Here is a 16,814-nt window from a genome sequence, read left to right as displayed (position 1 = left end):
TTCCTTTATGTCAGATCAGTTGCTTTTGGATTCCTGGCCCAGCAGGGCCGCTTTCAGGGATTCCTGGGCCGGGTGGGCGCCCAGCCAGACTTTCAGGAGCGCGGTGGCGAAACGGGGATCCTTCACTTCCCCCAGTGCCTTGCCCTTGAATGATACCGAGACGGTTCCCTGATTGAAAATCATGTCCACCCGATCGCCCGAGGCGCCCTCGCCGCCGGTCTTCATGAAGGCTTCGAAATGGTCGATGGTGGCGGCCATGTCCTTCAGTTCGGCTTCCGTGCAATTGGCCTTCAGGCCATCGTTCAGCGCGTCGGTCAGCGCCTTGCTGCTGATGTCGCGCAGCAGGGTCAGGCGCAGCATCTGCGGCTCCGGGCTGGTCAGGATTTCTTCGGCGTCCCCGGAGGCTTTCGGGCGGTACAGGGCGGCGACGTAGACATGGAAGACGAAGCGCTGGCGCAGTCCGGCACCGTTCAGGGTCAGATCACGCCCGGCGACCGACTGCTGCCCGGGCACATCCACATTGGCGATGGTCAGGGCCAGGGCGGGGGTCGCCGCGCACAGGCCGACGGTGGCCAGGGCCAGGGCGGCGGCTGTGTGCCGCAGCAGGGTTCGGACGGAGCCGAAGGCGGTGTTCGGATGGATCATGATGCGTCTCCCGCCGCGTCCGGGCGCGGCTTGCGTTGTTTGTAGTAGGCCTTGTCGGCCAGGTAGATGGTGCGCCGGACTTCCGTGTGCACCATGCCGTCGGCGTCCTTCAGGTCCACCTGGTAGATCCGTTCGGTTTCGTGATCGCGGTCCAGATCCTCGCGGATGCCCCGCAACTCGTCCTCCGACAGGACGAAATCGGCGTACAGCGTGCGGAATGCCGGCTTGCGGTAGCGGATCTCGGCGGCCTTGTCCCAGATGATGGCGTCCCGCCCCAGGCGGGCCATCAGCATGCCCACGTGCACGCCGTCGGTGACGGCGAACAGCGAGCCGCCGAAGATCGAGCCCACGATGTTGCGCGTGCGCCGTGTGAGCGCCAGGCGCACGCGCACGTGCAACAGGTCGTGGGACACATATTCCACCCGGCCTCCCGTTGCGCGGAAGGCCGGGTGCAGGTTGAAGCCCGTGCGCATGGCGCGCGCCCGCCACCGCGGCGGCAGGCGGTTCAACTGCGACAACTTCATGCCAGGCTCACGGTCACCGCGCTCAGAACTGGTGCGAGAACTGGACGCCGATGATGTCCGCGCTGCTCTTGTAATCGCCCTTCAGCACGCCCGCGCCCTTGGGGTCGGAGGTATTGTTCACCGAGGTGTTCTTCACGAACAGGTGGGCGTAGCCGACGTCGACCTTGGTGTTCTTGTTGAAGCGGTATTGCGCGCCCAGGGACACCCAGTAGCGGTCGTTGTCCGGCAGGGACGCGGGGCGGAAGGCGTCGTCGCGCACCGGCGACTGATCCCAGGCCACGCCACCCTTGAAGGTCCAGCTGTCGCTGTAGCGGTAATGAGCACCCAGGGCCACGCGCCAGGCGTCCTTGAAGCGCAGGTCGAGCTTGGCGTCCGGAATGCCGGTGTTCTGGATCTTCAGCTCCGGAATGCTGCTCCAGCCGGTCCACGACACGTCGCCCAGCAGGGTCCAGCGATCGTTCAACTGGTGGACCACGCTGAGGATGGCGGTGTCGGGCAGTTCGACCGAGGTCTCGGCGTCATGGGGGCCGATGAGTCCGCCGAGTTGAGGGGCGGCAAGGAAAGCGGGGTTGACAGAACGGTTCGAGACACGGGTCGTCCCATCCGCGTCGATCTTGACCTTGGAGCGGTAGGACAGGCCGAAGCGGGTGTCCGGTGTGGCTTGCCACAAGACACCGGCGTTCCAGCCCCAGGCATCACCCTTCGCTTTGACCCTGGCCTGGAAGTCGCCAAGATAAGCGCCCGTTCCCGGGTTATGAATGGCTTGTGCCTTGCGGTAGTCGGCGTCGAGTTGCATCCAGTTCACACCCAGGCCGAAGGACAAGGTGTCGGTGGCCTTGAAGGCGATCGACGGATTGATGTTGATGCTTTCGATGGAGAATTTTTCCGAGTGATAACGGCCGGCCCAGCCTTGCTCGTATTCGGTCATCAGGCCGAAAGGCGCGCCCACGCCCAGCCCCAGCCAGACGCGCGGATTCACTTCCCAGGTGAAATAGGCGTTGGGCACGGCGGCCCAGGAGCCCGCGTCCCCGCCGTCGCCACCGCCGGTTGGCCGGCCACCGAACGGACCAAGCGGAACGCCTCCGAATGCGGTCGGGCCGGTCGTGCCACCGTCCGAGAACTTGAAGCTCGGCTTGATCGCCACCGCGCCCGCGCTGACGTTCATGCCCGGCAGCATCGTCATGCCGGCGGGGTTGAAGTAGACGGTGCTGGCGTCCTCCGCGATGGCGGCGGAACCTGCATAGGCGCTTCCTATGCCGCTGGCGTTCTGTTCCAGCAGCTGGAAGCCGGCAGCGTGGGCGACGCCCGCGGCACCGAGGCCCAGGATCAGGGCCGACAGGGTCTTGAGCGTGTATTGCGTTTTCATCGTGTCTCCTCTGGATTGATGAATGAAAGTCGTCTTTGTGCGCAGGCGTGCCTGCGGTTGGGGTACTGCCCGATCAGCGGTATCGGGCTTGAGATCGAACGGCAGGGACGAACATTCCCAGGCTGCGCGTCGGATGCGAGCAGCCTCTCAAATCGGATCGGTAAGACCCCGTCGCGGGGTGTCGTCCATGAGGGCGACGGGGGGCCGGCATCAGGCCGGTGTCAAAGGGCGATCAACTGTCGTCGATTGGCATCGGTCCCCCCGTATAAGGTGCGTAGCCCGTTCCGAAGATCACGCCCGCATTCGCGAGTTCGGAATCGGTGACGACGCCAGCCGCCAGCTGGCGGCGGGTGGCGTCGATCAAGGGTTGCAAAAGACGGCTCGCCAGCCCGGCCGGGGCCGCGCCCGCTTCGGCGCGGACGGGCTTGCCCTCGCGCCAGCGGTAGAAGCCCTGGCCGGACTTGCGGCCCAGTTCGTTGCGATCCAGATGCCGCGCCAGGCAGGCGGGCGGCTCAGCGCCGCCGGTCAATTGCGCGCCTGCGTCGCGGGCGATGTCCAGGCCCACGGTGTCGATGAGTTCGATCGGCCCCATGGGCATGCCGAAGGCCTTCATCGCGGTATCGATGGTCTCGGGGCGCAAGCCTTCGTCCACGCAGCGCATGGCTTCCAGCATGTAAGGCGCCAGCACGGCGTTGACCAGGAAGCCGGGCACGCTCTTGACGGGCAAAGGCAGCTTGCCGATGCGGCCGACGAAGGCGCAGGCGGCGGCCTGGGCCTGCGGATCGGTGGCCTCGGCGGCGACGACTTCGACCAGGGGCATCTTCGCCACGGGGTTGAAGAAATGGATCCCCACCAGGCGTTCCGGCCGCGCCAGGTCGCGTCCCAGGTCCTGCAGCGACAGGCTGGATGTGTTGGTCGCCAGCAGCGCGCCGTCCTTCAGGCGCGGTTCCAGGGCGGCGTACAGGCCGCGCTTGGCGTCCAGGTTTTCGCTGATGGCCTCGATGACCAGGTCGGCGCGGGCGGCGCCCTGGCCGTCCGGGTCGGGAATCAGGCGGTCCGCCGTCAGCCGCGCCTCGCGGGCGGCCCGGATCTTGCGGGCGTACAGTGCCTGGGCGCGGCCGATGGCCTGGGCGATGCGCGCGCGATCCGTGTCCTGCAGGGTGACGGTCAGGCCCTTGAGCGCGCACCAGGCGGCGATGTCGCCGCCCATCACGCCCGCGCCCACCACGTGGACATGCCGCACGGGGGCCCGGTCGCCGGCCTTGCCGAAGGATTTGAGGCGTTCCTGCATGCGGAACACGCGCAGCAGGTTGCGGGCGGTGTCGGACCGGACGATGCCGTCAATCAGTCCGGGCGCGTCCAGCGCGTTGCCGCCGTGATGCGCCCAGATCTCCAGGATGGCGCGCGGGGCCGGGTAGTGGCCTTGCGGGTCGCGTTTTTCGAGGGTCTTGCGGGCCTGGCGCAGCAGCAGCGGCCGCAGGACCGGGTGGCTGAGCCAGGCGTCCTTGCCTCGAGGTCCGCGCACCGGCTGATTCGACAGGACGTGGCACGCGGCGGAGCGCTCCGCCAGCCGGGGCGGCACGCACAGATCGGCCAGACCGGCCTGCGCGGCGCGGCGCGCGTTCAGCGCGCGGCCCGTCAGCATCATGTCCAGGGCCAGGGGGGCGCCCACGCGCCGGGGCAGGCGCAGCATGCCGCCCCAGCCGGGGAAGATGCCCAGCATGACTTCGGGCAGCGACAGGCGCGTGTCGGGCTGATCCACGACGATCCGGTAGCGGCAGGCCAGGGCCAGTTCCAGGCCGCCGCCCATGCAATGGCCCTGGATCAGGGCCAGGGTCGGCCAGGATACCGCCGCGAGGCGGTTGAAGGCGGTCCAGCCGCGCTCGACGAAGCGGCTCGCCGTGGCGGCGTCGTTCAGTTGGGAAAATTCGTCGATGTCGGCGCCCGCAATGAAACCGGCGGCCTTGCCCGAGCGGATCACCATCGCGGCTGGCGGGGCGGACTGGAAATGATCCAGGACGCGGTTCAGTTCCGCCAGCGCCTCGCCCGACAGGCGGTTGACGGCGCTGTCGGCGCAGTCGAGGGTCACCCAGGCGATGCCTTGCGGGTCGGTCGCACAGTGGAAATGACGCAGGCCCAGGGATTCGAAGGTCATGTCAGGCCTCCTGGTCGCAGCGTTCGATCAGCATGGCGCCGCCCTGGCCGCCGCCGATGCAGATGGCGGCCATGCCCCGGCGCAGCCCGCGGGCCTGCAGGGCGCGCACCAGATGCAGCACGATGCGCGCGCCCGAGGCTCCCACCGGATGGCCCTGCGCGATAGCGCCGCCGTCCACGTTCAGTCGGTCCATGTCCAGGTCTCCCAGCGCGCCGCGCCCCAGGTGCTCCCGGCACCACGATTCGTCGCGCCAGGCTGCGAGACAGCCCAGCACCTGGGCGGCGAAGGCCTCGTTGATTTCCCACAAGTCCGGATCGTTCAGCTCCAGACCATGGCGCGCGAGTATAGCCGAAGCCGCGTGCACGGGCCCCAGGCCCATGACGGCGGGGTCCAGAGCGGCCCACTGGGCGTCGACGATGCGGGCGACGGGCCGCAGGCCGCGTTCGCGCACGGCGCGCTCCGAGGCCAGCAGCAGGAGTGCCGCGCCGTCGGTGACCTGGGAGCTGTTGCCCGCCGTGATGTTGCCGTAGGGCTTGTCGAAGACGGGCTTGAGCCTGGCGAGCTTTTCCGGGGTGGAATCCGCGCGTACGCCGTCGTCATCCGCGTACAGCGCGCCCTTGGCGTCGACCAGGGGCACGATTTCGTCGAAGGCGCCCCGGCCGCGCGCGGCCAGGGCGCGGGCGTGGCTTTGCGCCGAATAGGCATCGAGCTGTTCGCGCGTCAGGCCGAAGCGGTGGACCAGGTTTTCGGCGGTCTGGCCCATGGACAGGCCGATCACCGGATCGCTGAGGCCCTTCAGTAGACCGATCACCGGCTTGAAGTATGCGGGGCGGAAGCGCCGCAGCAGCGGCAGCCGTTGCGCCAGGGTGCGGGCCTGGTTCCATTGGGCCAGCCAGTGGACCATCTCGTCGGGAAACAGCAGCGGCGCGCGCGACAGCGCATCCACGCCGCCGGCCAGGACCAGGCCGTGGCGGCCGGTCTGCAGGCCCATGGCGGCGGAATCCAGGGCTTGCATGCCGGAGGCGCAGTTGCGCATCACCGTCCAGCCGGGCACGCGGTCGCCGCAGCCCAGGCGCAGGGCGATCACCCGGCCGATGTTGGTTTCGTCGGCCGAGGGCGCCGCGCAGCCGATCACGACCTCGTCCAGTTCGGTGGGCGCGAAGGACTGGCGCAGCAGCAGTTCGCGGCCCGTTTGCACGGCCAGGTCGGAAGCGGAGAAGGGGCCCGGCGCGTTGCGGGCCTTGAGAAAGGGGCTGCGCGCCCCGTCGATGATGTAGATGGGTTCGAAGTCCATCAGGATCGGACTCCCTCGGATTCGATCCGCGACGGGTTCTGGAGATCCGCGTCGAAGTCGTCGACGGCGATCACGCGGTCGCGCAGCGCGTTGCGCGCGCGGATGCGGTCCAGTTCGTCGTCGGTGATGCCGCCGGCCGCATGGATGGCCTCGGCCATGTCGCGCACGTTGGCGCGCGGATCGGCGGCGGGCACGCGGCCGGCCTTCTCGAATTCGCGCATGCGGGACTCGATGGCCTGGGTGTCCAGCGTGGCGGCGAAGGCGGCCTCGATGGCGCCGACGGGTTCGGCCGGGTCCCGAGGGATGTAGGCGCCCTGCGTCAGACGGTCGCGCGCGCCGCCGGGCTGGCTGATCGCATCGGCCACGGCCATGGCGAGCGCGTCGGAAGGCGCGGCGAATGGCCGCCCCCAGGGGAACAGCAGCGCGCGCAGGATCCAGGCCAGGGGGCGGTTGGGGAAGTTGGCCAGCACACCGGCGAAAGCGTCCTGGGCGCGGCAGAACGCATCCTGGAGCGCCCAGTGTGCCAGCGGTGCGTCTGCGGTCTGGCGGCCCTCGTCCTGGTAGCGTTTCAGCGTGGCGGAGATCAGATAGAGCTGCGACAGGATGTCGCCCAGGCGGGCCGAGATTGATTCGCGCCGCTTCAGCGCGCCGCCCAGCGTCAGCATGGAGACGTCGGCCAGGGTCGCGAAGGCCGCCGAGAAGCGCGTCAGTTGCCGATAGTAGCGCGCCATTTCAGGGGCGACGGCCGTGTCGGGGCGTGCCAGCAGTGCATTCGTGAAGCCGTGGCCGATGGCGCGCAGCGCATTGACCGTGGTGTGGCGCACGTGGCCCCAGAAGGCGCGATCGAAATCCCGCAGGCCCTGTTCCGGGTCCGCAGCCTGGGCCGCACGCATTTCGTCCAACACGTGGGGATGGCAGCGGATCGCGCCCTGGCCGAAGATGATCAGGCTGCGGGTCAGGATGTTGGCGCCCTCGACCGTGATGCCCACCGGGATCTGCTGGTAGGCGCGGCCCAGGAAGTTCTGCGGCCCCAGGCAGATGCCTTTGCCGCCGATGATGTCCATGCCGTCGTTGACCACGGTGCGGCCGCGTTCGGTGACGTGATATTTGACGATGGCCGAGACCACGGCGGGCTTTTCGCCCAGGTCCACGGCGCCGGCCGTCATGACGCGGGCCGCGTCCATCAGGTAGGTGTGACCGCCGATGCGCGCCAGGGCTTCGGCGATGCCCTCGAACTTGTGGATGCGGGTGCGGAACTGGTCGCGCACCACGGTATAGGCCCCTACGGCGCGCGCGGTGAGCTTGGCCATGCCGGTATAGGACGAGGGCAGCGAGATCGAACGCCCCGCCGCCAGGCATTCCATCAGCATGCGCCAGCCCTGGCCGGCCATGGCCGGACCGCCGATGATGAAGTCCAGCGGCATGAACACGTCCTGTCCGCGCGTGGGGCCGTTCATGAACATCGCATCCAGCGGGAAATGGCGGCGGCCGGTTTCCACGCCGGGGTGGTCGGCCGGCACCAGGGCGCAGGTGATGCCCAGGTCGGGTGTGTCGCCCAGCAGGCCGTCGGGATCGTACAGCCGGAAAGCCAGACCCAGGATGGTGCACACCGGCCCCAGGGTGATGTAGCGCTTGTCCCAGGTGACGCGCATGCCCAGGACTTCGCGACCTTGCCATTCGCCTCGGCACACGATGCCGTGGTCGGGGATCGCGGCGGCGTCCGAGCCGGCCCAGGGGCTGGTCAGTGCGAAAGCCGGGATTTCCTCGCCGCGTGCCAGGCGCGGCAGGTAGTGGTTCTTCTGTTCTTCGGTACCGTAATGCAGCAGCAGTTCGGCCGGACCCAGGGAATTGGGCACCATGACGGTGACCGACAGCGCGGAACAGCGGGTGGACAGCTTGGCGACCACGGCGGAGTGCGCCAGTGCGGAGAAACCCAGGCCGCCGTATTCCTGCGGGATGATCATGCCGAAGAAGCGGTGGGTCTTGATGTATTCCCAGGCGTCGGCGGGGATGTCCAGGTCCTGGCGGGTGACACGCCAGTCGTCGACCATCGCGCAGACGGTCTCGACTTCGTGGTCCAGGAAGGATTGCTCGGCCTCGGTCAGGCGCGGGGCGGGGATGGCATGCAGGGCGCTGGCGCTGGGGCGGCCCCGGAAAAGCTCGCCTTCCCACCAGACGGTGCCCGCTTCCAGGGCTTCGCGCTCGGTGTCCGACATGCGTGGCAGGATCCGGCGGAAGGTCCGGTACAGGGGACGGCTGAGGTGCCGGATGCGCAGGTCGTGACTGGTCAGCACGAAGGCGGCGGCGGCCAGCAGCAGGACGAAAAGAATCAGCAGGAACGTCATGTCGGGGCTCCAGGTGGTGTCGTGCCGGTCGACAGCGGGGCACGCAGGCCGCCCAGCAGGAAGGCCATCAGGCGATTGAGCAGCGCCTGGGCGTCGATGCTGGCTTCACCCGGCAGATTCATGGCCCGGCTGGAGCTCTCGGCGCCCATGATGGCGTAGGCCGTGGCGCCGAGCATGAAATGAAAGCGCCAGACGATCTCGGCTTCCGGCACGCAGGGCAGCGAGGTCAGCAGGGCGCGGGTGAACCGGTGCGCGACCACCGAGCGCTGGGCCGCGAACAGGGCGCTGATGGCGCCGTTCGGGTCGGACATGGCGATGGATTGCAGCGGCATGAAGGCGCGCCGTTCGGCGCCGGCGCTGCAGGCGTGGCGCACCAGGGGGCCGAAGTAGGCTTCGACGATCGCGGAGGGTTTGAGCGGCTGGCCACCGGCTTTGGCCTCCAGGTCGTCCAGGATACGCAGGCGTTCGTCGTTCAGGGCGTCCAGGCGGCGCTGAAACACGGCGCCGACCAGGGCGTCCTTCGAGCCGAAGTGGTAGTTCACGGCGGACAGGTTAACCTGCGCTGCCTGGGTGATCTGGCGCATGGACGTGTTGTCGTGGCCATGCTCGGCGAACAGGCGTTCGGCGGCATCGAGGATGGCATCGCGAGTATGAGTCGAGCGGGAGGTGGCCATGTGATAATTCAAACGTTTGTTTTAAAACTATACACAATCCGCCTGGATTGAGTATCCGTGTTACCCCCTAGGCATGCGGGAAAGGCAGCCGTGCGCCGATGGTCGTTCCTTGGATTGATTCTTGGGGAAATGCTGTGTCCAGGATACACTTTCAAGGATTCGTTTCTTTTGTTTCTCATGCTTCTAGAGGGTGCGCGATGGCTTCCGTGCGACAGCTGCTGGTGATTTCGTCCCTGGTCATCGCCTGCATTCTCGTGGGCATGCTGGCGATGGGCACCAGCTTGATGGAACGTCGGCTCGATGCCCAGTTGCAGACCGATGGCGAGAACGCCGCCGCCACGCTGGCGCTGCTGGTCAGTGCCCAGCCCGACGCCGCAGCCCGCGCGCGGGTGCTGGACGCGGCCTTCCAGCAGGGGCGCTTCTCCGATCTGACCTTGACGCCGGACGACGCGGCGGACTCCGTCTTCCAGTCCCGCGTTCCGGGACACTCCGCCGGGGATGCGCCGGGATGGTTCATCGCGCTGGCGGACATCCAGCCTCACCAGGCCTCCAGGCGGCTGACTGGCATCGGACTGCTGCGGCTGACTCTGGATCCGGGGCCCGCGCGCGACGCACTCTGGACGCATGTGATGCAATGGACATGGCTCGCACTGGGACTGGCTGCCTTTTGGGCGCTGTTCGTCGTCGCGCTGTCGAACCGGGTTCGAAAGGCTTTGTCCGCCGCCCCGGCCGATGCGCCCGAAATCAAGATCAAGCGCACCGAGCCGGTCGAGGACGCCGAGCTCATGGACGACGTCCGGGAACGCATCGCGCCCACGATGGACGAGCAGATGGCGCGCATCGAGCGGCTGGAAATCGAACTCAACCGCGATCCCGTCACCGGCCTGGCCAATCGCAGCTATTTCCTCAATGAGCTCAAGCGCATGCTGCGGGACGACTCGCGCCAGGGCGCGGTCAGCGGCTACGTGCTGCTGGTGCGCAGCCGGGACATGGCGCGTCTGCAGAACCAGACGGAACGCCAGGAGCTCGACGATTGGCTGCGGTTGCTGGGGCGGCGCATCATCGAATTGCTGAACGAGGCACCGCAGGCCCGGGCATTGCCCGCACGGCTGACCGGCAGCGATTTCGTGGTGCTCTTTCCCGTGGGCGGCGGACCCGAAGTCATGCGGCCGGTGCAGAAATTGCGCGAACTGCTGGAAACCCTGCGGGTCAAGCTCGACAGCCACAATCTGTCGCGCTGGGCCTATGCCTTGACGGACTACACGGTCCAATGCACGACCAAGGAAGTCCTCACGCGTCTCGATCAGGCCCTGATGTGCGCCGAGAGCGCCGGCCACGAGGAAATCGAATTCCTGTCCTATGCCGACCACGAGGACGGCGTGCTGTTGATGGGGGAGGCCTCCTGGCGAACCTTGATCTCGCAGGCGCTGGATCACGACCGCCTGTCGCTGGATGTGCGGCGCGTCCAGTACGAGGGAGACGACATCGACGACCGCCACGAGGCCGCCCTGGCGCTCCAGGAGGACGATCCGGACCAGCCGGTCATGTCGGGGTTCCTGTTCATGCCGGCCGCCGCGCGTCTGGGCTTGTCACCGGCTTGCGACATGCGTGCGCTGTGCCTGGCGCTGAATTGGCTGGGGGAGCATGACGGCATTCTGGTCATCCGCATGTCGATCGCCTCGATCCTTGATGCGCAGTACCTGGAGGAAATACGCCAGATCTGCGACAACGCCGATCCGGAACTGCTGCGGCGCCTGGTGGTGGAACTGGATGCCTACGGACTGAGCCGTCATCTCGAGGCCTTCCGGGCCTTCGGCCGGGGGGTTATCGAGGCAGGGATACATGTGGGGTTGCGCGGCCTGGACCAGCAGCCCGACGCCTTGCGCCAGATCCATGAGGTCGATTTCGCCTATGTGAAGCTGGGCGGAAACTTCGTGCGCGAACTGCTGGCCAGCCCCGGCGGTGTGCAAATGATGGTTGCCGTCACTGAAACCGCCATCGGCATGGGCATGCGTGTCTACGTGGACGATGCGGACGACGCGGCCACCCGGCGCATGGTGATCGAATACGGGGCGTTGCCGCGTGTCGCTTGACCGGCGCGCGATCTTTCGGCGATTTTTCGCACAAAGGGCTTGCAAGACCTGCGGCGTCATCTTATAATTGCTGTCTTGCCCTATGGTGCGTGGCAAAACATGCGTCTCATGATGCGTGGAACGCGCGCCGGGCAGTGGAAGTTCTCGAATTTCAACCCAGGGCGTACTTGGCTGATCAACCGGCTGCCTGCGTTGGCTACCCAAGCGACTAGCCAAGTGTGCCTGACGGGACCAAAACTGGCTGCGTAGCCGGGGATTCATGCCCTGGGCTTCGTTGTTAAGTTGGAACAGGAAAAATCATGATCCAAATGCAGACCACGCTGGACGTGGCCGACAACACGGGTGCGCGTTCTGTGATGTGCATCAAGGTGTTGGGCGGTTCCAAGCGCCGTTATGCCGCCATTGGCGACGTCATCAAGGTGTCCGTCAAGGAAGCGGCCCCCCGCGGCCGCGTCAAAAAGGGCGAAATCTACAACGCCGTGGTGGTGCGTACCGCCAAGGGCGTCCGCCGCAAGGACGGCTCGTTGATCCGCTTCGGCGGCAACGCGGCCGTGTTGCTCAACGCCAAGCTCGAGCCCATCGGCACGCGCATCTTCGGACCGGTCACGCGCGAACTGCGCACCGAAAAGTTCATGAAGATCGTGTCCCTGGCGCCTGAAGTGCTGTAAGGAGCAGATCATGCAAAACATTCGCAAAGGCGACGAAGTCATCGTGCTGTCCGGCCGCGATCGCAGCCGCCGCGGCACCGTGGTGGCCCGCGTTGATGACGACCACGTGCTGGTCGAGGGCATCAATGTCGTGAAGAAACACGCCAAGGGCAACCCCATGGCGGGCACGCCCGGCGGCATCGTCGACAAGACCCTGCCCATCCATATCTCGAACGTGGCGATCTACAACCCCGAAACCGGCAAGGGCGACCGCGTCGGCGTCAAGGTCGTGGACGGCGCCAAGGTTCGCATTTTCCGCTCCAACGGCGCCGTCGTTGGCGCGAAGGCATAAGGGGCGCGCATAAAATGGCTCGTTTACAAGATTTCTATCGCACGAAGGTCGCCGCAGACCTGCAGGCGAAATTCGGCTACCAGTCGGTGATGCAGGTTCCCCGCATCACCAAGATCACCCTGAACATGGGCGTGTCCGAAGCCGTCGCCGACAAGAAGGTCATCGAGAACGCCGTGGGCGACATGACCAAGATCGCCGGCCAGAAACCCGTGATCACCAAGACCCGCAAGGCCATCGCCGGCTTCAAGATCCGCGAGGACTATCCGATCGGGTGCATGGTCACACTGCGCGGCCAGCGCATGTACGAATTCCTGGACCGTCTGATCTCGGTCGCCCTGCCCCGCGTGCGTGACTTCCGCGGCGTGTCGGGTCGCGCCTTCGACGGCCGCGGCAATTACAACATCGGTGTGAAAGAACAGATCATCTTCCCGGAAATCGAATACGACAAGATCGATGCCGTGCGCGGGATGAACATCAGCATCACCACTACCGCAAAGACCGACGAGGAAGCCAAGGCGCTGTTGAGCGCATTCAGCTTCCCCTTCCGCAACTAAGGGGCTGACGTGGCAAAACTTTCCCTCATCAATCGCGACATCAAGCGCGCAAAGCTGGCCGAGAAATTCGCCGCCAAGCGCGCCGCGCTCAAGGCGATCATCGCCGATCAGTCGAAGTCCGACGAAGAACGTTATCAGGCTCGCCTGGCGCTGCAACAGCTGCCGCGCAATGCCAACCCCACCCGCCAGCGCAACCGTTGCGTGGTGACGGGCCGCCCCCGCGGCGTGTTCAGCAAGTTCGGGCTGACCCGTCACAAACTGCGTGAAATGGCCATGCGCGGCGAAGTGCCCGGCATGACCAAGGCCAGCTGGTAGGAGAAACACACATGAGCATGAGCGATCCCATCGCCGATATGCTGACCCGCGTGCGCAATGCGCAACAGGTCAACAAGACGTCGGTTTCCATGCCCTCCTCCAAGCTGAAGGCGGCCATTGCCGCCGTGCTGAAGGACGAAGGCTACATCGAGGATTTCCGCATCGGCGGCGAACAAGCCAAGCCGGAACTGGAAATCACCCTGAAATACTATGCCGGCCGTCCGGTGATCGAGCGCATCGACCGCGTCTCGCGTCCCGGCCTGCGTATTTACAAGAGCAGCACCGCCATTCCCCAGGTCATGAACGGCCTGGGCGTGGCGATCGTCTCGACCCCCCGTGGCGTCATGACGGACCGCAAGGCCCGTGCCAACGGCGTCGGTGGCGAAGTGCTCTGCTACGTGGCATAAGGAGCTGAACCATGTCACGTATCGCCAAATATCCCGTCGCGTTGCCGAAAGGCGTCGAAGCCACCATCAGCGCCGGGCAAATCGTCGTCAAGGGTCCGTTGGGCACCTTGACCCAGTCCCTGGACGGCAACGTCCGGATCTCCCAGGAAGACGGCCAGCTCACCTTCGCCGTCGCCAACGATTCCCGCCAGGCCAAGGCCATGTCGGGCACCGTGCGCGCGCTGGTGAACAATATGGTCACGGGTGTCAGCGCCGGTTTCGAACGGCGGCTGAACCTGGTGGGCGTGGGTTTCCGCGCCCAGCTCCAGGGCAACGCCCTGAAGCTTCAACTGGGTTTCTCGCACGACATCCTGCACGACATCCCCGACGGGATCAAGATCGAGTGCCCTTCCCAGACCGAAATCGTGGTCAAGGGTGCCAACAAGCAGGTCGTCGGCCAGGTCGCCGCTGAAATCCGCGCCTATCGCCAACCCGAACCCTACAAGGGCAAGGGCGTGCGCTACGCGGACGAGCGTGTGATCCTGAAAGAAACCAAGAAGAAATAAGCGCGCAGGCAAGGACGAATCATGGACAAGAAAACTTCCCGTTTGCGTCGTGCCGCGGCCACCCGCCGCAAGATTCACGAGTTGCGCGTGCATCGCCTGGCGGTGCATCGCACGAATCTGCACATCTACGCCAACATCATTTCGCCGGAAGGCGACCGCGTGCTGGTCAGCGCCTCGACGCTCGAGCCCGAAGTGCGCAAGGAACTCGCCAGCCAGAAGGCCTCCGGCGGCAACGCTTCCGCCGCCAGTCTGATCGGCAAGCGTGTGGCCGAGAAGGCCAAGGCTGCCGGCATCGAACTCGTCGCCTTCGACCGTTCGGGCTTCCGTTACCATGGCCGCGTCAAGGCGCTGGCCGAAGCCGCGCGTGAAGCCGGCTTGAAGTTCTAAGGGAATCACATGGCTAAAGCACAAGGCAAGCACGCCCCGGAGCAGGAACGCGACGACGGCATGCGTGAAAAGATGATCGCGGTCAACCGCGTCAGCAAGGTCGTCAAGGGCGGCCGCACGATGAGCTTCGCCGCGCTGACCGTGGTCGGCGACGGCGATGGCCGCATCGGCATGGGCAAGGGCAAGGCCCGCGAAGTGCCCGTCGCCGTTCAGAAAGCCATGGAACAGGCCCGTCGCGGTCTGCTCAAGGTGGCCCTGAAGAACGGCACGCTGCACCACACCGTGGTCGGCAAGCACGGCGCCTCGACGGTGCTGATTTCGCCCGCCGCCGAAGGGACCGGCGTGATCGCCGGTGGTCCGATGCGCGCGATCTTCGAAGTGATGGGCGTGCGCAACGTCGTGGCCAAGAGCCTCGGCTCGAGCAACCCGTACAACATGGTCCGTGCGACCCTCAACGGCCTGCGCGCCTGCTCCACGCCTGCGGAAATCGCGGCCAAGCGCGGCAAGTCGGTCGAAGAGATCCTGGGGTAAGACATGGCACAGAAGCAAATCAAAGTCACGCTCGTGCGCTCTGTCATCGGCACGCACAAGTCCCACCGCGCCACCGTGCGCGGCCTGGGTCTGGGCAAGGTCAACAGCAGCCGCGTCCTGGTCGATACCCCCGAGGTGCGTGGGATGATCCGCAAGGTGGATTACCTGGTCACCGTCTCGGAAGCCTAAAGGAATTCAGATGTCCGTCACTCAACTGAACACGCTCGCCCCCGCCGAAGGTGCCAAGCACCCCCGCCGCCGTGTAGGCCGCGGTATCGGTTCCGGCCTGGGCAAGACCGCCGGCCGTGGCCACAAGGGCCAGAAGTCCCGTGCGGGCGGCTTTCACAAAGTCGGTTTCGAAGGCGGTCAGATGCCGCTGCAGCGCCGTCTGCCCAAGCGCGGCTTCACGCCGATGGGTCGCCATCTGTTCGCCGAGATCCGCTTGTCGGACCTCCAGGCCCTGCCGGTCGACGAGATCGACCTGCAGGTTCTGAAGGCTGCCGGGCTGGTCGGCGAGCTGGTCCGCACCGTCAAGGTCATCAAGACCGGCGACCTGTCCCGCAAGGTCACCCTGCGCGGCATCAATGCGACGGCCGGCGCGCGCGCCGCGATCGAAGCCGCCGGCGGTTCGCTGGCGTAAGGGGCGGCTGTGGCCAAAGCTCAGGCAAATAAGCCCAGTGCGGGATACGGCGACCTCAAGCGCCGTATCCTGTTCCTCGTGCTCGCCCTGATCGTCTACCGCCTGGGGACTCACATCCCCGTGCCCGGCATCAATCCGGACGCGTTGGCCGACCTGTTCCAGCAGAACCAGGGCGGTATCCTGGGACTGTTCAACATGTTCTCCGGCGGCGCGCTGGAGCGTTTCTCCGTGCTGGCGCTGGGGATCATGCCGTACATCTCGGCGTCGATCATCATGCAGCTCCTGGCGGTGGTGGTGCCCTCGCTGGAAGCCATCAAAAAAGAAGGCCAGTCCGGCCAGCGCAAGATCACCCAGTACACCCGCTATGGCACGGTGTTCCTGGCGACCTTCCAGGCGATCGGCATTTCGGTGGCGCTGGAATCCCAGCCCGGTCTGGTCATCGATCCGGGGCTGCTGTTCCGCTTCACCACGATCGTGACGCTGGTCACCGGCAGCATGTTCATCATGTGGCTGGGTGAGCAGATCACCGAGCGCGGCCTGGGCAACGGCATCTCGCTGCTCATCTTCGCCGGGATCGTCGCCGGCCTGCCCGGCGCGCTGGGCGGCATGCTGGACCTGGTGCGCACGGACTCGATGTCCATCCTGTCGGTGCTGTTCATCCTGGCCCTGGTGGTGGGGGTGACCTACTTCGTGGTTTTCGTCGAACGCGGCCAGCGCCGCATCACGGTGAACTACGCCAAGCGCCAGGTGGGCAACAAGCTCTATGGCGGCCAGTCCTCGCACCTGCCGCTCAAGCTGAACATGTCCGGCGTGATTCCGCCGATCTTCGCCTCGTCCATCATCCTGCTGCCCGCGACGGTCACCAGCTGGTTCTCCAGCAACCCGAACATGCGCTGGCTGGGCGACCTGGCGGCTGCCCTGTCACCGCAGCAACCGCTGTACGTGACCCTGTATTCCGGCCTGATCATCTTCTTCTGTTTCTTCTATACCGCGCTGGTGTTCAACAGCCGCGAGACGGCGGACAATCTGAAGAAGAGCGGCGCCTTCGTGCCCGGCATCCGTCCCGGCGAGCAGACCGCGCGCTACATCGACAAGATCCTGATGCGGCTGACGCTGTCGGGCGCGATCTACGTCACGCTGGTCTGCCTGCTGCCGGAACTGATGCAAATGCGCTGGAACGTGCCTTTCTATTTCGGTGGCACGTCCCTGCTGATCATTGTCGTCGTCGCGATGGATTTCATGGCGCAGGCGCAGGCTTACATGATGTCCCAACAGTATGACTCGCTGCTCCGGAAGGCGAACTTCAAGGGCGCTGCGGGATTACCCATGCGCTGAACGAA

General features: G+C 66.1%; 19 protein-coding genes. 12 read left to right on the top strand and 7 right to left on the bottom strand.

What is annotated here, in order from left to right; all coding sequences use genetic code 11:
* Positions 1-15: 15 nt before the first annotated feature.
* The 7 genes from O4H32_RS01630 to O4H32_RS01600 form a co-directional block, all read right to left on the bottom strand.
* Positions 16-645 (bottom strand): chalcone isomerase family protein, encoded by a 630-nt coding sequence (locus O4H32_RS01630; protein ID WP_269356080.1) that lies wholly within the window; start codon positions 643-645, stop codon positions 16-18.
* A complete protein-coding gene (locus O4H32_RS01625) occupies positions 642-1,169 on the bottom strand; it encodes a DUF4442 domain-containing protein (protein WP_269356078.1) in 528 nt (175 codons plus the stop codon). Before O4H32_RS01625 ends, O4H32_RS01630 begins: the two co-directional genes overlap by 4 nt.
* A gap of 22 nt (positions 1,170-1,191) precedes the next feature.
* Positions 1,192-2,535, bottom strand: coding sequence for an OmpP1/FadL family transporter (locus O4H32_RS01620; RefSeq protein WP_269356076.1), 1,344 nt, complete (start codon positions 2,533-2,535; stop codon positions 1,192-1,194).
* 232 nt (positions 2,536-2,767) lie between these two features.
* Positions 2,768-4,690 carry a 3-hydroxyacyl-CoA dehydrogenase NAD-binding domain-containing protein gene (locus tag O4H32_RS01615; protein WP_269356074.1) on the bottom strand — a complete coding sequence of 641 codons (1,923 nt, stop codon included), beginning with the start codon at positions 4,688-4,690 and terminating at the stop codon, positions 2,768-2,770.
* Position 4,691: 1 nt separating this feature from the next.
* Entirely contained in the window at positions 4,692-5,984 is a 1,293-nt protein-coding gene (locus O4H32_RS01610) for an acetyl-CoA C-acetyltransferase (RefSeq protein ID WP_269356072.1), read from the bottom strand.
* On the bottom strand, positions 5,984-8,329 hold the full coding sequence (locus tag O4H32_RS01605; protein WP_269356070.1) for an acyl-CoA dehydrogenase: 2,346 nt from the start codon (positions 8,327-8,329) through the stop codon (positions 5,984-5,986). Before O4H32_RS01605 ends, O4H32_RS01610 begins: the two co-directional genes overlap by 1 nt.
* A complete protein-coding gene (locus tag O4H32_RS01600; protein ID WP_269356069.1) occupies positions 8,326-9,003 on the bottom strand; it encodes a TetR/AcrR family transcriptional regulator in 678 nt (225 codons plus the stop codon). The genes O4H32_RS01605 and O4H32_RS01600 overlap by 4 nt, the downstream gene beginning before the upstream one ends.
* A 197-nt stretch (positions 9,004-9,200) precedes the next feature.
* Between O4H32_RS01600 and O4H32_RS01595 the strand changes: the two genes are divergently transcribed.
* From O4H32_RS01595 to secY, 12 genes are all read left to right on the top strand, one after another.
* Complete coding sequence (locus tag O4H32_RS01595) at positions 9,201-11,096, top strand: EAL domain-containing protein (protein ID WP_269356068.1); 1,896 nt, start codon at positions 9,201-9,203, stop codon at positions 11,094-11,096.
* A 299-nt stretch (positions 11,097-11,395) separates the two neighbouring features.
* Positions 11,396-11,764 carry a 50S ribosomal protein L14 gene (gene rplN, locus O4H32_RS01590; protein WP_043678954.1) on the top strand — a complete coding sequence of 123 codons (369 nt, stop codon included), beginning with the start codon at positions 11,396-11,398 and terminating at the stop codon, positions 11,762-11,764.
* 10 nt (positions 11,765-11,774) lie between these two features.
* Positions 11,775-12,095 carry a 50S ribosomal protein L24 gene (gene rplX / locus O4H32_RS01585; protein WP_269356065.1) on the top strand — a complete coding sequence of 107 codons (321 nt, stop codon included), beginning with the start codon at positions 11,775-11,777 and terminating at the stop codon, positions 12,093-12,095.
* A gap of 14 nt (positions 12,096-12,109) precedes the next feature.
* Positions 12,110-12,649, top strand: a complete 540-nt coding sequence (rplE, locus tag O4H32_RS01580; RefSeq protein ID WP_269356063.1) for a 50S ribosomal protein L5 — start codon at positions 12,110-12,112, stop codon at positions 12,647-12,649.
* Between the two features lie 9 nt (positions 12,650-12,658).
* Positions 12,659-12,964, top strand: coding sequence for a 30S ribosomal protein S14 (gene rpsN, locus O4H32_RS01575; protein WP_269356061.1), 306 nt, complete (start codon positions 12,659-12,661; stop codon positions 12,962-12,964).
* 11 nt (positions 12,965-12,975) lie between these two features.
* Positions 12,976-13,371: a 30S ribosomal protein S8 gene (gene rpsH / locus O4H32_RS01570; RefSeq protein WP_269356059.1), complete on the top strand. Its 396-nt coding sequence runs from the start codon at positions 12,976-12,978 to the stop codon at positions 13,369-13,371.
* A gap of 11 nt (positions 13,372-13,382) precedes the next feature.
* Complete coding sequence (rplF, locus tag O4H32_RS01565) at positions 13,383-13,916, top strand: 50S ribosomal protein L6 (RefSeq protein WP_269356058.1); 534 nt, start codon at positions 13,383-13,385, stop codon at positions 13,914-13,916.
* A gap of 21 nt (positions 13,917-13,937) precedes the next feature.
* Positions 13,938-14,303 carry a 50S ribosomal protein L18 gene (gene rplR, locus O4H32_RS01560; RefSeq protein ID WP_269356057.1) on the top strand — a complete coding sequence of 122 codons (366 nt, stop codon included), beginning with the start codon at positions 13,938-13,940 and terminating at the stop codon, positions 14,301-14,303.
* 9 nt (positions 14,304-14,312) lie between these two features.
* Positions 14,313-14,834, top strand: a complete 522-nt coding sequence (rpsE, locus tag O4H32_RS01555; protein ID WP_269356055.1) for a 30S ribosomal protein S5 — start codon at positions 14,313-14,315, stop codon at positions 14,832-14,834.
* A gap of 3 nt (positions 14,835-14,837) precedes the next feature.
* Positions 14,838-15,023 (top strand): 50S ribosomal protein L30, encoded by a 186-nt coding sequence (gene rpmD / locus O4H32_RS01550; protein WP_043678932.1) that lies wholly within the window; start codon positions 14,838-14,840, stop codon positions 15,021-15,023.
* A 10-nt stretch (positions 15,024-15,033) separates the two neighbouring features.
* Positions 15,034-15,474, top strand: coding sequence for a 50S ribosomal protein L15 (gene rplO, locus O4H32_RS01545; RefSeq protein ID WP_269356053.1), 441 nt, complete (start codon positions 15,034-15,036; stop codon positions 15,472-15,474).
* 9 nt (positions 15,475-15,483) lie between these two features.
* Complete coding sequence (gene secY / locus O4H32_RS01540) at positions 15,484-16,809, top strand: preprotein translocase subunit SecY (protein ID WP_269356051.1); 1,326 nt, start codon at positions 15,484-15,486, stop codon at positions 16,807-16,809.
* Positions 16,810-16,814 lie beyond the last annotated feature (5 nt).

Source organism: Castellaniella denitrificans (assembly GCF_027214045.1).
GTDB classification, from domain to species: Bacteria; Pseudomonadota; Gammaproteobacteria; order Burkholderiales; family Burkholderiaceae_B; genus Castellaniella; species Castellaniella denitrificans_A.
Note: the sequence above shows the minus strand (reverse complement) of the source record. Positions and strands in the feature narration are given on the sequence as shown.